Origin of the sequence: Arthrobacter sp. ISL-48 (assembly GCF_018613805.1) — a bacterium.
GTDB lineage: Bacteria > Actinomycetota > Actinomycetes > Actinomycetales > Micrococcaceae > Arthrobacter.
Genome location: NZ_JAGGPL010000002.1, coordinates 290,256 through 309,174 on the forward strand (window position 1 = coordinate 290,256; position 18,919 = coordinate 309,174).

Here is an 18,919-nt window from a genome sequence, read left to right on the forward strand (position 1 = left end):
TTCAGTCGTCCAGCGGAAAGGCCACGGCTTCGCCAACCACGCGCAGGCAGAGCTCCATCCCGGGCCGTGCGATGGAGGCGTTCCAGTGCCTGATGGTGATTATTTCTCCGCCGCCGGGATAGCGGTGGTCCGCCCCGTCCTCCAGCTCAGGTGGTACGGCCAGTTTGAGCCGCACCGTGGTTTCCGGGCCGAAGTAGTCGGTATCCACCACGACGCCGCGGATGGGTCCGTCCTCGGCGATACGGATCTGCTCCGGCCGCAGCATGAGCTGGACACGGCCCTGCGCAGGCGGCCGGCGGACGGGGATGCCGCCCAGTGAGCAGGTGGCGAGGGAGCCTTCCATCCAGGCATCCAGGATGACGGCGTCGCCCAGGAATTCCGCCGTGGCCCGGTCCGCGGGGCGGGTGTACACCACAAAGGGGTTTCCGATCTGGGCCAGCTTGCCGCCGCGCATCACGGCCACCTGGTCCGCGAAGGAGAGGGCCTCGGCCTGGTCGTGCGTCACCAGGATGGTGGTGACGCCGGCCTTGTTCAGGACCTTTGCCACCGCACGACGGGTGGCAACGCGCAGCCCGGCATCCAGTGCGGAGAAAGGCTCGTCCAGCAGCATCAGCTCGGGTTCCCGGGCCAGCGCTCGGGCCAGGGCCACTCGTTGCTGCTGCCCGCCGGAGAGCTGGTGCGGGCGGCGTCTGGCCATGGCCGGGTCCAGGGAGACCATCTCCAGCAGCTCGCTGACCCGGTCTGCAACGGCTTTGCGGCCGCCGGGGAGTCTGGTTGTGTCAAGGCCGAAGGCAACGTTCTGCCCCACGGTGAGATGGGGGAACAGGGCGCCGTCCTGGGCCACATACCCAATGTGGCGTTTGTGCGCAGGCAGCCAGACGCCGTCGCCCGCTACCTTGGTGCCGTTCAGCGAGATGCTGCCGGTGTCCGGATGCTCAAAGCCGGCGATCAGCCGCAGGAGGGTCGTCTTGCCGGAGCCTGACGGGCCCACGATTGCCGTGGTCCCGCCCTTGGCCACAGACAGGTTCACGCCCTTGAGGACGTCCTGGGACCCGAAGTTTTTGGTGACATCGGCGATCTGCAGGTGGCTGTTGGTGGTGGGTGCCACCGATGGCGCGATCCGTGGTTCCGGAAGCCTGGAGGGGGATTGTTCGGTCACTGTCCGGCCACTTTCTTGGACTGCTGGAAGAGGAGATAGGTCATAGGCGCGGAGAGCAGGATCATCAGCAGGGCATACGGTGCGGCGGCGGCATAGTCGATTTCGCTGCTCTTGCTCCAGAACTCCGTGGCGAGCGTCCGGGTGCCGTTGGGGGAGAGCAAAAGCGTGGCTGTGAGCTCGTTGGCGATGGCCAGGAATACCAGCGCCGCGCCGCCAGCCGCGGCGGGAGCGGTGAGCCGCAGCGTTACCCGGATGAACGATTGCAGCGGCGGCTTGCCCAGGGCCTGCGCAGCCTCGTCCAGCTCCTTGGGGGCTTGGGCCAGCCCGGCCCGGATGTTCACCAGCGCCCGCGGCAGGAACAGCAGGACGTAGGCCGCAACCAATACCCCGGCCGTCTGGTACACGCCAGGGACAAGGCGGATGCTGACGGTGACGAATGCCAGGCCCACAACGATGCCCGGCAGGGAGCTGGTGACGTAGTTGGAAAGCTCCAGGGACTTGCTGAACCAGCTGGGGTGCCGGACGGCGAGGTAGGCCATGGGGAATGCGACGGCGGTGGTCACCACGGCTCCGGCGAGGCCATAGCCAAGGGTCTGCAGGAGTGCCGGCAGGAACTCGTCGGCCGTCCAGATTCCGCTCCCGCCAGCGATAGTCCAGCGCAGGACAAAGAACAGCGGAAGCCCGAAGGCCAGGGCGGTCAGGGCCAGCAGGAAGAGCTGGGCCGGGACCTGGTAGGCGTGCAGGGGCAGGCGCATGGCCTTGGCCTGGGCACCTGAGCCGATGCGGGCATAACGGGCCGAGCCGCGGCTGCGGACCTCCAGGAGCAGCAGGATCAGGCAGAAGAACACGAGCACGCTTGCCAGCATGTTCCCTGCGGTGCCGTTGAAGGTGGATTGGAACTGGACCATGATCGCGGTGGTGAACGTGTCAAAGCGGATCATGGCGAATGCGCCGTATTCAGCCAGCAGGTGGAGGGAGACCAGGAGCGCCCCGCCCGTCATCGCTATCCGCAGCTGGGGGAGCACTACCCGGAAGAAGGCACGCCACGCGCCGAGTCCGAGGGCTGCGGCGGACTGTTCGATGGCCGGATCCAGCCGGCTGAGCGTGGCGGCCGCAGGGATATACACCAGCGGGAAATAGGACAGCGTGGCGATCAGGACCCCCGAACCCAGCCCCTCCAGGGACGGAACGGCGGACACCCAGGCGTAGCTGTTCACGAAGGCCGGAATAGCCAGCGGGGCGGCCAGGAGCACCGCCCAGATCTTGTGGCCCCGCAACTTGGTCCGCTCCACCAGCCAGGCCCCGCCCACTCCCAGAACCAGACATAGGGGAACAGTGACCAGCATCAGCAGCACGGTGTTGAGCAACAGCTCTCCTACCCGCTGCCGGAAGATCAGTCCGACGGCGGTGTCCCACCCGGTTGCCGCGGTCATGTAGACCACGTATCCCAGCGGCAGGAGGGAAAAAAGTGCGATCAGCACTGCCAGGACCGACACCGCGGAAACGCCGAAAGGCGGGCGGGGGCTCTTGCCCCGGCCCGCCGTCGTCGTGCCCGCCGCTGTGGGCGGAGCCGCTAGGTCGGTGGTCACTGAATTACAGCAGTCCTGCCTTGGTCATCAGGTCGGTGACCTTTTGGGAGTTCAGTTTGGCGGGATCCACGGTGGGGGCCTGCAGTTCCTTCAGCGGCACCAGCTTGTCGTTGGCCGGGACGTCGGAGGCGATCGCGTACTCGAAGGACGTGCCCTTCTGCAGCACTTCCTGGCCCTTCTTGCCTGTGATGAACTTCAGGAACGCCTGCGCGGCTGCCGCATTCTTGGAGGTCTTCAGGACGCCGCCGCCGGAGACGGAGACAAAGGCGCCCGGGTCCTGGTTCTTGAAGTAGTACGGCGTCACCTTACTGGAGTTCTCGCCGGTCTTGGCCTGGTCGCCGTAGTAGTAGTAGTGGTAGATGAGCGCGGCAGGCACCTCGCCGGCGTTGACGGCCTTCATCGCGGTGCTGTTGCCCTTGTAAGCCTTGGAGTTTTCCTTCATCCCCTTGAGCCACTCCGCAGTCGCGTCCTCGCCCTTGAGTTCAAGCAGCGCGGAAACGATGGCCTGGAAGTCGGCGCCCGACGGCGAAGCGGCCCACTTTCCCTTCCACTCAGGCTTGGCCAGGTCCAGCATGGACTTGGGCAGCTGGTCTTCGGTCAGCTTGGTCTTGTCGTAGACCAGGACGGTGGAGCGGGCGGCGATTCCGGTCCACTTGTTGGTGGAGGGGCGGAATTCTTCGGGAACCTGCGCAACCGTTGCCTTGTCCACATCAGTGAACAGGCCTGCGTTCTCCACCTGCGCCATCGCTGGTGAGTTTTCCGTGAGGAAGACGTCGGCCGGGGAGGCCGCGCCTTCCTGGATGATCTGGTTGGACAGCTCGGTGTCCGAGCCCTGGCGCAGGGTCACCTTGACGCCGGTCTCGGCGGTGAAGGCATCCACCCATTCCTTGGTCAGGCTTTCGTGCTGCGCGTTATAGACCGTGATCTCGCCGGAGACAGGGCCGCCCGCGGCAGCGGAGCCCGATGCTGCCGGGGTAGCGCCGCCGCCGCAGGCGGACAGTCCGAGTACAGCGGTGGCGGCAAGTGCGATGCCGGCCAGGGCGTTGGTGCGGATCTTCATGAGGGCTACTTTCTGGGGAAAAGTCTGCTGGACCGTTGTCCTGGTGAGCCGGGTATCAGGGGTGCTCACCCGAGAAACTGTAGGTTAGCCAAACCTAAGCATCCAAGCCGGAATGACATTAAGTGATCAGGATCACATCAATTACGTAACTGTTGCATGACTTAATTCGTCAGGGGCTTTTCTGGGTGGCCGCGGCGGCCTCCAGGACCATCCACGCCTGCAGCTGGGTGGAAAGCTCGACGGCGGTTCCCGGTGGATAGGCTGCTTCCGCAGGTATCTGGGGGTGGACGGAAAAGAGCAGGTTTCCCTGGTGCTTCCCGGGGTGTCCGGGCAGGTGTTTGGCGGGGTGCCCGCTGAGCTGTTCCGCTGCTGAAATGTGGCGTCGTCCGGCCCAGAAGGCTTCGGCGGTGCCCAGGACGAGCCGGGCGGCTGTTGCCCGGACGGGCTCCGGGAGGCGTGAGTCGGCCGCGGCGAGTGCCAGGTAGCGGCACAGGATCCCGGTAAAGAGTCCGCCGTCGCCCGTTCCGGCGCACCGCAGGACCGTGCGGTTCGTGCCGACGGCAGTGGTTGTGGCGCCCGCGCCGTCCTGTCCGCTCACCACAGGCGGGGCCGTCAGGGTGCGGTCCACTGCCTCCACTACCGTGATGGCCCGTGCCAGGTTCGCCTCCCCGCCGAGCTCCAGGAGCGCCCCGAGCACGGGCCCCTGGTTGTAGGTGTAGATGGCGGTCTCCACCACCACGTCACCAGTGGAGCCGATCCGCAACCCGTCCAGGTAGAGCCCTTGGGAAGGATCAAAGAGGCTGGCATCCAGCCAGTCCAGAAGGGCTTGGGCCTTGGCTGGCTGGCCGGTCCGGGCGTAGTAGAGCGCGACGGGTGCCGTGGCCGGCGTGTTCTTGAAGTCCCGATTCTTGCTCCAGAAGGTGCCGCCGCCAAGGTCGTCAGTCGAGGCCGAATCGAACTGCCGGGTCAAAGTTTTGCGGATGTGGGCACTGCGGCGGCTTGGCCCGCTTTGTGGGGGCCTGCCGGTCACTTCGGCAAGTTCTTCCAGCCGGAGCGTGGCCAGTGCCAGCCATGCCATGTCGTCGTAGTAGCTGTTGACGAAGGTGAGGAAGTTGCGGAGCCTGATGCCCGTAAGGAGCCGTGAGGCGAGCCGTCCGGCACTGGCCGGGGCGCCTCCGTCGAACTGGGCAGCCGGGGTTGCGCCGGGAACTGCGCCGTTGCCCAGCTCCCGGTTTCCGGCGTCCACCAGGCAGTCAACGTAGTGTGCCTGCCACCAGTAGTGCCATGGGCGAAAGAGGTTGTCCACCCGGTGCGAGGGCCTGACGATGGCTCCGATGTGGGTTCCCGGCAGGAAGAACAGCCGCTGCCCGAACAGTGCCGTGACCGAGCGCGCCGCCTCATCGGCCCGGGCGGCCCAATCGGCGGCAGTCGGATAAGCGTCCTGCGGGGTCATGTTTTTCAGCCTAGTAGGCAGAGGTGCGGCATTCCGGCCGGATCCCACGGCCGCTTTGATCTAATCGGTCTCTCCGCCGCCCGGCGGGATGGAGCAATAAACACTTTTCACAACAGAATTTGTATTTTGCGTACCCCTGCCCCCCTCAACCCAGGCTGACCGCAATGGACGGCGCCGGCTCCGGAATATCTCATTCGCCCTAGCAGGCGTATCCGCTCTCACCGCGGGCCTGCTCTCCATGAGCCCCGCGGTCGCCGGCCCCGCGACGACACCCATTAATCCGCTGGCCGCCTATGCCGACTGGAACGTGGTCTCGTTTGGCGATGTCACCATCAACGCGGAGAGCGAAGGACCCGTCGCCGTCGGCGGCAACCTGAGCTTCTCCGGAACCAATGTGGCGTTCAAGACCAGCACCGCAGTCGCGTTGCTGGTCGGAGGGAAAGTAGATCTTTCCCAGTCCACCGGCGCGCTGCAGGTCCTCAGCCAAGGCGCGATCAAGATCAGAGAGCTCGCCAAGTCCGCCCAGCTGCGCCTGTACCCGGCACGCCCGGCAGTGTCTCTGCCGTCCGCACGCGGGGCCACCATGATCCTCCTGGCTGCGGCGTCCAAGAGCGACCGCGCCGCCTACGCCTTCATTTTTCGGCAGCTTGCCCATACTGCCCGGGCCATGCGTGACACGGACAAGGCCACCGACGATCTGCGCCGGGTCCGGGGACTTTCTACGGCCGTCCCGGCGGCCACCAACGTTGTCGAAGCCAGCGCCACCGCACAGACACTCAAGGTACAGCCGATGTCGATGGAGACGCTGCGCCAACAGCACCCGGAAGCGTCCGAGGAAGCCCTCAAATCAAGGCTCCTGGTCGAACGTTCACGAGGCGGCTCACCGCTACCTCCAGTTCTGACCCGATCGGATGCACCGCAGCTGCAGGGAGCGCAGTCACGGACCGAGGAAACCCACCGGCAGAACAATCCAGGCATCCAGCGATAGGGGAAGAGCATGAGCGAAACAGACGGAATGGAAGATGCAGTGGACGAGTCGATGCGTACCGGGCTGATGGTCGCCAGCCGCATCGGCGAGCAGCTTGCCAGAATGTGCACATAGGAACAGCGCACCATCGCCGACGCAGAGGAACACCGGGCACGGGAGCTGCAGGAACGCTTTGACGCCCAGCGCGCTGCGGCACGGGCCCAGCTGGCTCCGTCGGACGCGAGGACTGGTGGGATAAAGCGACCCCGGAATGATCGAACGGGTTCATGAGACCGCCACGGCATGGAAGGCCTACGACCCAGAAGCCGCCCATGCTGCCGGGAGAATCAGCGAACAGGTGCAAAACCGTTACGGCATCGATGTGAACAACACCGGAGCGGACGAGGCCTCCGTGTCCGGGGCCGTTGCCAGGGCACAGCAGGCCCGCCGAAGCCCAAAGTGAACGGACCAAGTCGTCGGCCGCTCGCACCGATGAGGTGGTGGCCGGCGCAGCAGTTGCCGCCCGCAAACCGCCAGGACTGGGCAGACAGAAGCGAACCGGCGTGGGATACACCGGCGTGGGATGCAACAGAACGGCGCCAGCAGCCAGCCGAAAGCCTGGAAGGCAAGGGCGACCGCTAAGCCGTAACCTCACGGCTCCTGGCAGAAAAGCACCAGGGCACCCGTCCCGTGGCCGCCGTTGCACAGAAACCGTCATTAGCCCAGACATCAAAGATGGCCAAGCAAGGCGGCAAAGGCCGGAGGTTGGAACACTGCGGACTCGAACGCTAGACGAAATGATGAATGTGGAGAAATCTGCCCATTGGCGCGTCCCTCCTCGCGTGCTCGATGGTCTGGCGACTTCTGAATCGGGGCTCATGGCCCGCCAGATTGTTTCTGCAGCGTGCGCAGAATGATCTCGGTTTCCCGGGCAATCCTTGCTAGCGTGATCTTGTCTTCGGCATGCAATCGAAGAATTCGTCACCGCTCACTGCCATCCATGACGCAGCTACATCGTTGAGCTCTCGCGAGCCGCGAGGGCCTGCTGGTGACGGTAGAGCCTGGCCCGGCGCCACCTGACGAGACGCACCGCTTCTTCAGCGGTGCGGCCTTGCGTGCGGTTTCAGTTACGAACCGAGCTTGTCGGCTGTCACGACAGGATCGGACAACGGCCGACCAAACCGGGCGCCACCCTCTCTCGCTGCAGCGATGTTGGCATACACGCGTTCGACGATCAAATGCCGCTCACAGTCAGCCACGGTCGCGAGCATGTTCAGCATCTCGCGACAGCCACATTGCCGGAAGAGGGACGAGCCGTCTAATTGTCGCGCGCGGCAAGTACTCGCGACACCGTAGACAGACTGATCCGGAGCGCGTCCGCTATTTCCTTTAGCGTATTTCCTTGAGAGCGAAGTTTCTGCGCCTGGGCCAACATGGCCACTGTTGTGACCCTTGGTCGTCCGCCGGTTCTCCCTTTCGCTCGGGCAGCTTCCAAGCCTCTCCTGGTATGTTGTGACCGTCTTGCGCGCTCGTACTCGGCAAGGGCATCGAACATTCTGAGAATCAATTCCCCGTCGCTAGTCGTGGTGTCGAGCCAAGGCTCTGCGAGGGAGCGAAATCCGATGTCCATCTCACCCAGCGCAGAAATGATCGAAGCCAGCTCAAGGCTGCTCCGCCCAAGCTGGCTGAGTTCCGTGACAAGCAGTACATCCCGAGCTTGAAGCCGGCCCATGCATTCTAGCCACCGTGGTTGAGCCCCGCCCACACTTATTGCCAAGTCCTGGAAGACTTCCTCAGCACCGGCAGCAATGAGTCTGTCTCGCCTCGTGCCTATTGCCTCATTGGGCGCACTGACCACGGCATACCCAACGATCTTCGTTGACGACATGTCTACCCCCCAACGGTTTTGAAAAAGGACTCTATCAAGCTGGATCTTAGCAATAAGAAATCAAGTAAAGCTGACTCCGAAACTCCATCAATGCAAAAAGGGTGGTTATTGAAAACCACGATAGCTGCCTATCACAAGAACTTAAAAATAAAAAGTCAAGTTTTCTAATCCGGCTGAACTTATAGCACAGAAAAAAGATCGGATTACATACTTGCCAAATGCAAAGTGAACTGTAAGGCTGTAGCTGCACAACTGATCTGCCTTGGGGGGTGACAAAGAAATGGAAGCTATCCAGCACACCGATGACATCGAGTTCATCGAAACGAACACTGAGCTGCTCGCTATGTCGATGTACGTAAACATCGTCTAATCGACTCGCAAAAGCTAGGCCGGCGCATATAGAAAATGTTCTATATGCGCCGGTTTTCTCTAAACCCTCTAAGGAAACCTTTGAACACTCAAATTACTTCGCTTGTCGGCGATATGGCCGACTTCCAAGCCAACTATTTCAACAAGAAACCGCTCTTTCGCAAGAACGTTCTTCCAAATGTCGCCGAGGATGTTCTGTCCCTCGAAGACATGGATAATCTTCTTAACCTCGAAGTAGTACGATTCCCTTACATTAAGGTCAATCTGAACGGTACGGGTGTACCAGAGCCTGGTTATACTAAAGATATAAAGGTTCAAGGACAGACGGTTAGCGGAGTCGTCGACCCCGAAAAGCTGCACTCTCTCTACCGGGCAGGCGGGACCATCACCTGGGCATCTGTCAACCAGATCGTTCCAAAGGTCCGTGACTTTACACGTGAGATTAATAGGGCGATGCGGGTCAGAACGGATGCAGTTGCTTTCCTCACTCCCGCAGAAAAAAAGGGATATCCAGTCCACCATGACGGTGTGGATCTATTCATTATTCAGTTGAGCGGGTCAAAGAAGTGGCGCCTCTGGAATATCGCCGATGAGCGTCGCGGGGAGAGCGCCAGCTATTCGGAAGCTCAGCTCGGCGCACCAGTGATTGAGGAGAGCCTCAAGCCCGGAGATGTTTTGTATCTTCCGTACGGCACGCCGCATGCCACGGAAGCAGAGGGAGAACCATCGCTGCACCTGTCTGTAATGATGCGACCTCGGATGTGGAACGATCTTCTGCAGGAGAGCGTCACTCGGATTCTTGATCAAAGCAAGTTCGACGAGTATCCCCCGCTATCTGAAGAAAGCAGTGAAGCCGCCTTCCAGAAGATGACAGAACTCGTGGAAGAACTTAGCAGTCAACTCCGATCGATGGACATCGGGGAAGAGTGGGAGCGGTATCGAGAAAGTGGAAAGAAGCTGCCGGGGTCGTCTACCAGTTCGGTTTTCGCAGACAGCCATCGGATTGCCCAGCTAAGTCACGCCACTGCTGTGGTTCGTACCAATACTCCATATGAAACTACTCAGCTTGAAGACGGCCGCGTACAGGTACTAATTGCCGGACTCAAGTTCGCTGTTTCCAAGGAGCTCGGTGGGCGACTCGACGGGATCGCGGCTGGCGAGACGACCAGCCTGGAAAAATTGATGCCCGGAAGCGACGAGGAACGTGGCACCAAAATGGCCCGCTCATTGGTTCGTGCCGGCATCTTCGAAGAAGCCAAGGGAGCGTAGAAGTAGTGTCCGCTGATGAGGAGTTGCCGTACAAGGAAATATTTGCGGGGTTGCAAGAAGGTCGACCTAGTGTCATTCGCGCAGGTGTCAAGCACGGTTCTCCAACGCTGTTGTCTTCCAAAGATGTGGACGATGTTTTGGAGAGCCCCTTGCTGCCGGTTGAATATGTACGAATGAGCCGCAGCGGTGACGCAATACGTCGCGAGGCATACACCGATGTCGTCGGCGAAGCCCGGAAATACTCAACCGTAAATTATGTCTCCGTGATGCAACTTTTCCTCAGCGGCGCTACCCTCTGCATCAACAGCTTTGAGGATCTCAGTCCGAGCGTGCGCTCATTACTGAAAACCATGGTGGCTTACTCCGGGACTGAGGCAAATGCCGTTGTTTTCACCACTCCGCCTGGCAATAGCGGATTTGCCCCCCACAGTGATCCGCTCGACGTAGTGGTCGTTCAAACTGAGGGCACAAAGGATTGGAAGGTTTGGCCCAGACGGTCACTAGGTGCAGAGACGTTCACCGAACATGACCTCGGGGAACCGATCCTGGTAACCACACTTGAGCCCGGTGATCTACTGATACTTCCGCGTGGCACTCCGCATAAGGCCACGGCAAGTAGTGAGCAGAGCATTCACCTTTCTGTCACGGTCCATGAGCCTGCAGACGAACGAGCCGCGGATGACTTGCTCTCGCACTTCGGCGAAACTATCGAAAAGGCAATAGTCGACGCAAGTCATCAAAAATCAGACTTCGAGCAGGTAAAGATGCTAACCGCACTAAAGGCGGAGTTGCATGCCCTTTCGAAACTAGACTCACTACACCCGAAGTCCTCGACCGTATTTTCGCAAGTGAATCGTAGAGAGCGCGAAAAGGTGACGCTCGCTGATCTGAAACGTGTTTCCGGAGCAGGCCCAGACTCACTGTTTCAAAGAACCACTGTGCCGACATCAGTTGTTGGAGAGGAAGAGGGCCAGAAGTTCAGACTCAGTATCGAAGGTATCGTCGTAACTGTCCCCCACAAGACATTTGAGGTGCTTCAGGACCAGCGACTCAGGTCGGGCGTTTTCTCGGCCGCACAGATTTTCAACCACCTAGATCTACCGGCGGCATTGAAAGCAGCAAAAACCTTTGCACGCCTGGGCGTTCTTGAGTTGGTACTTGGCTCCTAAATTGATCGATAAAGACTACGAGGTTCTTTTGGGAAATTGGAAAGATTCCTCCGAAGACAAAATCACCTCATCCGTCAGCATGTATGCATCAACGCACAAAAGCTGGGTGACTTCTGGCGATGCTCCAGTGAATCTATTCCATTCGCTTGGAAAGGCCGCCGAGCTGCGATCTGAAAAGGCTCTACAAAAGGCTCTACAAGGATCAGCTGACGTTGGTATCAGTTGGGGCGAAAAAGATGAATTAATGCGACTTTGGCGGCTGTTTGTCGACGACTTTTCAACGGAGCGAGAACTTGTCTACTGCCGAGATCGGATCAGTGAGATCGCGTCATTGCACGATCAAACACAGCTATTGATGTATTTCGTGTCCGGTATCAAGAATTCTTTCGCCGTTCCTCTATACAGCGTAGCAATGAGAACACGAAGTAAAGAAGTTCACGTGCTCCGCCTTATAGAGACGCCCATCCCAAAGGAAGACTATTCCAGCGCCAGATCATTGACGGAGTACTCAAAACACATTGAATGGGTCATGGCAGTCTTTGGGGCCGACGCGACGCTTTTTGGGTCCGTTGGACCGCAGGACGTCGTTCGGTTGGAAAAGAGTCTTTGGCATCGGGAAACAGTTCCTCAGGAGGAGTGGCGAGGTTCTTTTCCTCGGGACGAATTTCTATCTCAGCTAGCTAAAGCGGCTGGCTGCACGTCGGATCAAATAATTCTGCCCGATGAGTTGCATCGTCGCCTTGACTCACTGTGGTCGGTCGGACTAACCACTATAAAAGCCTGGCTGGCATGGCGAATGGCGCTGGAATTCATTCCCTTTGTATCTGACGATACACTAAAGAAGAATTCTCGGTTTTTTGCCGGTCGCCGATTCGGGATTTACTCTGTTCGGAGTAGGCCAAGTCGTTTTGTTTCCCTGGCCAAGACCGTCCTACCTCACATCGTTGAAAAGGCCTACACGGCCGAACAAGAAGAGCTGGGAATTATTGAAAATGCACGGAAAATAGCGCTCGACGTTAAGGCCTCCGCCGCCGCCTGGGCGGCTTCAGGAATGACTGGAAATGCCGGGATCGATGTCGCTCTGAGCCGGATGGGTTCAGTGACATTGGAACTAGGGCAGGATCCAGTTGGTGCGTCAGCGGAGATTTTGCCAATGAACATAAGTACAGTCTGTGCTGCGGTGACTTGGGCGAGAGGCCTGTCTGCAATTAACTCCTTTAGGGGGCCGCACCCTGCTAGGGTGCGATGGCAAGTGCATTCTTTTGATGCCGTTCCCTATTATCAAAGCAGTAGGAATGCAATTGTCATACCTTGGGCAGTCCTTCGGCAGCCGGTCATTAGCACGGGATTAGTCAGTGCGGATATGTACGCATTTTTTGGTACAATTTTTGGTCATGAGTTAGCGCATGCCGTGCTTCCAGGTGAGTCTGATCTGGAAGCTGCCTCGAAGGTTTGGGGTTTAAGTTCTATATTCGCTGCCACATCGGAGCGCCTATCGCCTGCGATGATCAAATCTGTAGGAATGCGGCACGCCCGCGAGCTAGCCGCTGACGCTCTTGGGTACCAGTGGGCTCGTTCCGCGGCACTTCGTATCCTCCATGGTGCCGCCGTTCCGCAGGACTTCGATCGCGCATGGGCTGCACGCTGGCGTGAAAACATAGGCTCACCCTTCTCGAGTTCTGCATCACATCCATCAAATCGCGTTCGCTGTGACGTTCCACCGGCGCTCATAAACCTGAAATCCTAAGCATAGGAGTAGAAATGACTGGAACCGCACAAGAAGTGTCGGGGGCATCAACCTCCTTTAAGCCCAGATGGTTTGATGTTTATCTGCTCGGCGGGATGCGGCTCATCTCCTTCATTGGTGATCTATCCGCCGCCACCGCGATTGCCTTATATCTGCAGAGTCAGGGCCATTCCCAAGCGCTTGTTGTTGCGGCGCTGGTGGCCTCAACCGCGCCGGCGGTTCTCTTTGCCCCGTTGGTCGGCAGGTTGGCTGACAGAATAGACAGCCGGGCACTAGTTTCTTCCACCGCTCTCCTTCAGGCAACCGGTTGTGTAGCAATGGCAATATGGCCCAGCCCCTTCACGTTGATTGGGGGACTGTTCCTGTTGAGTCTTGGACTTGCAGTCACTAGTCCTGTTTTTGGAGCGTTACCTCAAAGCATGGTCGGCTCCAAGAACGTGGCCAAGGCCGCCTCCATTTCTCAGACTGGAGCGATGTTGGGGATGCTGGCTGGGCCGGCTGTAGGGGCGTTTATGGTCCAAGGCTTTGGAGTATCAGGTGCTCTATTTGTTGACGCCTGTAGTTTCATTGCAGTAGTCGGCGGTACCTTCGCACTACGAACGAGGCTTAATCGCAGCGCGCCCGGAAATCAGTCGTCAACAACCAATCAGACGGATTTCGCCCAGACGCCCGGAAGTCCACATAATTTCTCCGCTTGGCGACACGAGCTCCTCGGGCCTCTTTTGCTTACTACGGGACTAGTCGTGACCTGCGTCAGCATCAACAACGTATTGTCAGTCTTCCTTGTTCGAGATGTATTGGGCGGTTCTGAGGCTGACTATGGCCTGGTAGGAACTTTCTGGATGATTGGTCTGGTTGTTGGTGCGCTGGCTATCGGTCGCATGGAGAATAGGCCGCCCGCACTAACTATCGTCATCGCCTATGTATGCATGGGTGCGGCCCTGCTCCTCTCCGGCATGGTCTTCTCGGTCGGCTGGCTTCTTCCAGTGAGCATTCTCGGAGGATTTGGTAACGGAGCTATGGCGACCAGTCTTCACGTGGTCATAAATCTGAATTCGCCTTCTGCACATCGAGGCAAGGCGTTTGCTGCTTTGGGTGCAGTTTCAAATGCAGCCCCCATGACAGGATACCTACTTGGCGGTGTACTCCTGGCAGTTGCTGGGCCAGCGCTGAGCTATACGGTTATTGGATGGGCCGCCCTCCTTGCCGCATCAGTGTCAATTCTGGTCCTAAGGAAAACTCTACTGCGCGTTGATAAGACGGATGTTTAGAGTTTCAGCGGAAGTTCCGAGAATATTCGAGCCCAGGGATAAAATCGTTAGCTCCAGACTGACTCTTACTGGGTGGACTGACTCGGACTACCAGCACGCCAGGGATTGGCACGGAGATCCAGCGGTAATGTCGCCCCTCGGCGGACCAATTGGCGAAGAAGCTTCGGATTCACTCGTTGACCGTTGGCGGCGGGAGTTAGAGAATGGCTACGGCATGTTGGCCGTACGAGAATCAGCCGACACCCAAGCAATAGGAGCAGTAGGGCTTGGCCTGTCGAGTTGGGGTCCGGACGCAGCTTCTCGATTGGACATCGGTTGGCGCCTTGCCCAAGGCAGTTGGGGGCGGGGGTTTGCAACCGAAGCGGCACACAAAATACTCAATGTGGCGTTCTCGCACTCTGAAATTCAGCAGATTTTTGCTTATACAACGGTGACAAATTTCCGCAGCGCGGCCGTCATGTCTCGAATTGGTATGGTGAAAGTTTCTGATGGCGACTTTCTCCGGGCATTGCCGTTTAGCAAAAATCCCAAACCAGCTCTCCACGGACTGTGGGTCGCATCTTCAAATAACCATAAGACACTCGAGTTGAAAGGGAGCTGAGATTGCTCCGGCCAGAAAATATTTTCCAGACATCGGACACTTCTGAACTGAGTGGCAAGCACGTTCTGTTTGTTGGGTTTGGTGTAGTAAACGCGATCTGCGCGCTGGCTATCTCCCGATTGGGAGCTAGGGTCACCGTCCTCGATAGGTCTCCTGATCCTAGATCTGGGGGCGCCTGGGATTCCTATGGGGCATCGAGGGGAGGTATGGCAGCGCGTATGTTCACTTACACGGAGGCTGATCAATACAGGTCCCTGTCTCAGCAAAACAGGTTCGCACCGTCGAGTTCTGTATTCGATCGCCGCCCGTCCGAGGGGGGCTGGGACATTCGCTCCGACCGCGGCAGGCCAGAGGACGGCCAATGGACGCGTACTCATATGGAGGTATCCCCAGAACAGGCTACGCGGCTGGAGAAGAAGATTCTTCAGTTCAATATGGAAGCGGCCCCGTTGTGGGAGCACATACTGGGTTCTTTGCCGGTAAGCGAGCAACTATCGTATAGGCCCGAGATTCTCAGGCTGTACGACGAGTCAGACGACCTCGAACGCGCCGAGCAGCGTCACATAAAGCTGAGTTCACTCCTGGCCACGGTTAGACCGGAGGACCTTGAAGACCGGATTCCGATGGTCACGCCTAAGACTACGACTCGGCTAGCCGGCGCCCTTATAACAAGAGGCTTTACTCTTGACGTTCACTACTTGATGGCACTGGTCGCGGATGAGTTGGAAGCGTCAGGCAGTAGCCTTCGCTTCTCAGTAGATGTTACTGAAGCCTGCACCGACAGTCGACATGGCTTTTTAGGCGTAATAGCCGACGATAGCTTTGTTACCGCAGACTACGTAATCTGCTCGCCTGGGGTCTATGGTGAAAAATTTCTCGCTTCCACAGGGGTGCAAGTTCCCTTGGCTGGAGTTGCTGGCTTGTGGCACGACGTCCCGAACGTATATGGCCAAAATGCATCGCTTAAAATTCATCGCCGATCAGCAGTCGCCCAAGACGCCAACATTACTGTGCAAGGTGAAGGCGCAGCGTCTCGTCTCATTTTCGGTGCTGGTTATGGATTCGTGGGTACTGATCCAAGGAATATCGACAAGAAGAGTCTCCAGGCTATTCGTAGTGATCTAGACGATCTAGTTCGAACACTCGCCCCAGAAGCCTATGAAGCTGCTGGGGGCCGAAGTTGGCTGGCAGAGGAGTCGCGCTTCTGCATTCGTCCTTGGACTCCAAGCGGTCTGGGCCTTTTTAGCGTATCTCCCGGAAGTAAGAGTCAATTGGTTATCACCGGGGGTAACAACACGGGTGGGTTCGCGCAGGCTCCATCTATTGCTGCTGCCGTCGTCGCATTTGTCAATGGTCAACACCATCCCATGCATAACCGCGCTGATGCGAACGGCCAAGGCTGGGAGTCAACACCATGGGTACAGCACAATCTAAGTAGTCTCGGGCTTGCGGTTTAAGGGGATTCAGTGAAAGCCAAAGATATAATCGGTCTAAGTCGTTTAGGCACTCCTACACTATCGATCGATGGAAGTATCGGCAGTGTTGGAATCACGGAAGCAGATCCGGAGACCGGATCATATTTTCGGAAGGTCATGATTTTCCACACGGATAGCGAAACTACGTCCTTTATTCCTGGTGATGGCTCGGACGTAACTCCAAAGACGTCGCCCGACGGCAAATCAATAGCGTTCCTTCGGCCCTCGGTCGACGGAGCTGTGCAGATTTTCATATGGAACGTCGAATCTAAAATACTTCAGCAGGCTACTTCTGCCAATGGTGGCATTTTTGAGTTTGAGTGGGCACCAGATAGTGGCTCCATGGCTTTCACTGCTTACCGTTCGGTCGCTGGCCAAAACGTAGAGCATGGCATCGCACTTGTTACTGATCACCCGTTCGCCGACACGTCCACAGGCTTTGACCGCTCGGAAAAACGCAAGATCCACGTCGTTGATTTGAACTCCGGGCTGGTGCGACAGGTAACTCATGACGTCTTTCATGATGATCAGATCGCCTGGGATCCTAGCGGCTCGCGGATCTGTTACGTGTCTAGGAACGGATCCGGCAATGCATTAAGTGCGAGGTCTGACGTGTGGGTCGCTGATCTACGCAACGATACGTCCTGGCCGATAACTCACGGAGGCTTTGAGCCAATGTTTCCCTGCTTCTCCGTAGACGGGAACGATGTAGTACTCACTGGCTCGAAACTCGCTGCTGAGGGTTACAGCGACGGTTTTGCGAGCTTCGGCGTATGGACAACTTCAGCCTCTACAGAGAATGACCTGCGCCGTGTCTCAGATGAGTTCTATAGCTTGAGTTACGTATCTCAGACTCTGCGAGTGGCCGGCCAAAAGGCTTATATCGCGTTTGATCACCAAGGCTCCGTACCACTAGGGGGCGTAAGTCTCAATGGAGTGAGCGATGAAGCGGAACTGCTGTTCGCCCCCGCAGGGCAGGTTAACGGTTTCGACATAAAGAAGACGGCTGAGGGCTTGATCTGGGCTGCTGTAGTTGCTGACTTTGGATCTGCAGGCGATCTCTACGTTGGGAGGCGAAAGGCTGTAACGAAGCTGACACGGTTTGGCGACGACTTCGTTTCGTCTACGCAGTTAACTAAGCCGGTGGAAATAAGCGTACAAAGTTGTCCAGGCGTGACTGTCCAAGGATGGGTTTTTGTGCCGGAGGGCCTTGGACCTCATCCTGTTGTGCAAGTGGTTAAGGGAGGGCCCTACACACAATTCGGAGCGACAATGAGCGGTCCCGGATCATTTGAGGAAGCACAAATCCTCTGCGCGGCGGGATTCCTTGTCGTAATTGGAAACCCACGGGGCTCAGCCGGGTACGGTGTGGCCCACGCTACGGGGGCGTCCGGAAATCTCCCAGACGTCACCAGCCGAGATTTGCAAGCTCTTAGGGATCATGCCTTGGCTAACTTCGGCGGTGACCCGGCTCGTGTCGGCGTCATGGGTGGATCTTTCGGCGGATACATGGCGGCTTGGCTGGCGTGCACTACTAGGGACGTCTTTGCGGCAGCCGTCGGGGAGAGAGGATGCTACTCGTTAGACAGCTACGTTGGCGCCAGCGACGATGGTCTGAATGTCGTGAACGCTCTGTGGGGAGCCGACAAACCCTCCTGGAAAGAACAAAGTCCTGTTACTCACGTTAGCGCGTTAGACTGTCCGTTCTTGATAGTGCATTCCGACGGTGACCAACATGCCCCGTTCGAACAAGCGAGGCGATTTTTTCTTGAAGCTAAATTATTCGACAAAGAAGTCGACATGTTGGTGTTCTGCGCTGGAGACCACGAAAGTTCGAGGTCTGGACCCCTCGGACTTCGCATCCATCGCTACGAGCAAATAATCAACTGGCTAAAAACAACTCTTGGGTAGGAAGTTTGTTTTATGCATAAGATACTCAACGCATCAAGTCAAAACGGATTGGGTCTAGTAATTTTGAATCTGTGTATGCAAAGGTTTCCGCTTGGATCTATTCTTCGAGATTTCTAAGATAGTGCGCATTTGCGCGAATAGAGGTTTCGTACCGCTTCACTTCATCTGTCTCGACGTGGTCAACGAGAAGAGTAAGGGCGGAGGCAAGAGCGGCGTCTCGTTTCCCTTGTGCATGCAGCGTAAGTACCTCGAAAACTCCGAGCGAGACGGAGTTGGGATAAGCAGTCCGAGCAACAGAAAATATTGCTATCGATTCGTCGATGCGGCCTAGATTTCTCAAAGTGCTGCCGTATTGGAGATAGCATTTGCGAAGAGTCTCCGGCTCTAGAACTCCCGCAAGCGCACGTTCGTAGTACTCCGCTGCAGTCTTCTCTTGTCCATCTGTGTCGTAGGCCCCTCCAACCTCATACAACACCTCGGGTTCGTCAGGATGTTCCGAGAGAACATCAAGGAACGCATCGATAGTGGGCTGCATATTCGCTCGGTCGCGCGCCGCGAAAATGGCCCTCATCCTTTGTTGAACTTCTGTCACGAGCAATCTCTCCTTGATCAGTGGTCCTCAACGCGTATCCAGAGAACCCTGGCGGTTGGAGTTGAGCGTGTCGGTGAAACTTAGCCGATCCTATCCGACCCATTAGGTGGTGACATTCGTATGGCAGTCCTTTCACACCACTTTGTAGAGGTCTCACCGTACTGGATACCAATCTCATCGATGCCCGGTGGGACAGGCGGGATTCCAGTCATCGTCGCGACACTGGGTGGCTGTTTGTGGTTGTTCGGTGATATTGATCTGGCCCTGTCAGTGATGGTCGAAAACTGAGCCGTTTTGTGGGTTGAAAACTGAGCCACGTTGACGTTGGTTATTCTGCCGTATTTTCTGGTCTTGTCGAGGGCAGCGAGTCTGTCTGTGCGCTGTCTCCTATACCCATCT

General features: G+C 57.9%; 16 protein-coding genes. 9 read left to right on the top strand and 7 right to left on the bottom strand.

Annotated elements, in window-relative coordinates:
• Nucleotide 1 precedes the first annotated feature (1 nt).
• The 4 genes from J7E83_RS03675 to J7E83_RS03690 all read right to left on the bottom strand — a co-directional run bounded on the left by J7E83_RS03675 (nucleotide 2) and on the right by J7E83_RS03690 (nucleotide 5,261).
• Complete coding sequence (locus tag J7E83_RS03675) at nucleotides 2–1,159, bottom strand: ABC transporter ATP-binding protein (protein WP_214959142.1); 1,158 nt, start codon at nucleotides 1,157–1,159, stop codon at nucleotides 2–4.
• Nucleotides 1,156–2,748, bottom strand: a complete 1,593-nt coding sequence (locus J7E83_RS03680) for an iron ABC transporter permease (protein WP_214959143.1) — start codon at nucleotides 2,746–2,748, stop codon at nucleotides 1,156–1,158. Before J7E83_RS03680 ends, J7E83_RS03675 begins: the two co-directional genes overlap by 4 nt.
• Nucleotides 2,749–2,752: 4 nt before the next feature.
• Entirely contained in the window at nucleotides 2,753–3,808 is a 1,056-nt protein-coding gene (locus J7E83_RS03685) for an iron ABC transporter substrate-binding protein (RefSeq protein ID WP_214959215.1), read from the bottom strand.
• A gap of 169 nt (nucleotides 3,809–3,977) precedes the next feature.
• Nucleotides 3,978–5,261, bottom strand: a complete 1,284-nt coding sequence (locus J7E83_RS03690) for a glycoside hydrolase family 76 protein (protein ID WP_214959145.1) — start codon at nucleotides 5,259–5,261, stop codon at nucleotides 3,978–3,980.
• Between the two features lie 238 nt (nucleotides 5,262–5,499).
• Between J7E83_RS03690 and J7E83_RS03695 the strand changes: the two genes are divergently transcribed.
• On the top strand, nucleotides 5,500–6,249 hold the full coding sequence (locus tag J7E83_RS03695) for a collagen-binding domain-containing protein (RefSeq protein WP_214959147.1): 750 nt from the start codon (nucleotides 5,500–5,502) through the stop codon (nucleotides 6,247–6,249).
• A 250-nt stretch (nucleotides 6,250–6,499) separates the two neighbouring features.
• Nucleotides 6,500–6,691: a hypothetical protein gene (locus J7E83_RS03700; protein ID WP_214959149.1), complete on the top strand. Its 192-nt coding sequence runs from the start codon at nucleotides 6,500–6,502 to the stop codon at nucleotides 6,689–6,691.
• Between the two features lie 855 nt (nucleotides 6,692–7,546).
• Here the strand turns inward: J7E83_RS03700 and J7E83_RS03705 are convergent.
• Nucleotides 7,547–8,116, bottom strand: coding sequence for a recombinase family protein (locus J7E83_RS03705; protein ID WP_214959151.1), 570 nt, complete (start codon nucleotides 8,114–8,116; stop codon nucleotides 7,547–7,549).
• A gap of 450 nt (nucleotides 8,117–8,566) precedes the next feature.
• On the opposite strand from J7E83_RS03705, the gene J7E83_RS03710 reads away from it, so the two are divergent.
• The 7 genes from J7E83_RS03710 to J7E83_RS21495 are packed head-to-tail and all read left to right on the top strand — an operon-like array spanning nucleotide 8,567 to nucleotide 17,928.
• Nucleotides 8,567–9,754: a cupin domain-containing protein gene (locus tag J7E83_RS03710; protein ID WP_214959154.1), complete on the top strand. Its 1,188-nt coding sequence runs from the start codon at nucleotides 8,567–8,569 to the stop codon at nucleotides 9,752–9,754.
• Between the two features lie 5 nt (nucleotides 9,755–9,759).
• Entirely contained in the window at nucleotides 9,760–10,923 is a 1,164-nt protein-coding gene (locus J7E83_RS03715; RefSeq protein ID WP_214959155.1) for a cupin domain-containing protein, read from the top strand.
• Complete coding sequence (locus J7E83_RS03720) at nucleotides 10,913–12,670, top strand: M13-type metalloendopeptidase (protein ID WP_214959157.1); 1,758 nt, start codon at nucleotides 10,913–10,915, stop codon at nucleotides 12,668–12,670. The genes J7E83_RS03715 and J7E83_RS03720 overlap by 11 nt, the downstream gene beginning before the upstream one ends.
• A 14-nt stretch (nucleotides 12,671–12,684) precedes the next feature.
• Nucleotides 12,685–13,941 carry an MFS transporter gene (locus J7E83_RS03725; protein WP_214959159.1) on the top strand — a complete coding sequence of 419 codons (1,257 nt, stop codon included), beginning with the start codon at nucleotides 12,685–12,687 and terminating at the stop codon, nucleotides 13,939–13,941.
• Entirely contained in the window at nucleotides 13,934–14,542 is a 609-nt protein-coding gene (locus tag J7E83_RS03730; RefSeq protein WP_214959161.1) for a GNAT family N-acetyltransferase, read from the top strand. Before J7E83_RS03725 ends, J7E83_RS03730 begins: the two co-directional genes overlap by 8 nt.
• 2 nt (nucleotides 14,543–14,544) lie before the next feature.
• Entirely contained in the window at nucleotides 14,545–15,999 is a 1,455-nt protein-coding gene (locus J7E83_RS03735) for an FAD-binding oxidoreductase (RefSeq protein ID WP_214959163.1), read from the top strand.
• A 9-nt stretch (nucleotides 16,000–16,008) separates the two neighbouring features.
• Nucleotides 16,009–17,928: a prolyl oligopeptidase family serine peptidase gene (locus J7E83_RS21495; RefSeq protein ID WP_214959165.1), complete on the top strand. Its 1,920-nt coding sequence runs from the start codon at nucleotides 16,009–16,011 to the stop codon at nucleotides 17,926–17,928.
• A 97-nt stretch (nucleotides 17,929–18,025) separates the two neighbouring features.
• On the opposite strand, the gene J7E83_RS03745 is transcribed toward J7E83_RS21495, so the two are convergent.
• Together J7E83_RS03745 and J7E83_RS03750 are read right to left on the bottom strand one after the other, a co-directional pair.
• Nucleotides 18,026–18,520 carry a tetratricopeptide repeat protein gene (locus J7E83_RS03745; protein ID WP_311379572.1) on the bottom strand — a complete coding sequence of 165 codons (495 nt, stop codon included), beginning with the start codon at nucleotides 18,518–18,520 and terminating at the stop codon, nucleotides 18,026–18,028.
• An 80-nt stretch (nucleotides 18,521–18,600) separates the two neighbouring features.
• The coding region (locus J7E83_RS03750) for a hypothetical protein (RefSeq protein ID WP_214959167.1) at nucleotides 18,601–18,919 on the bottom strand (319 nt) is incomplete at its 5' end.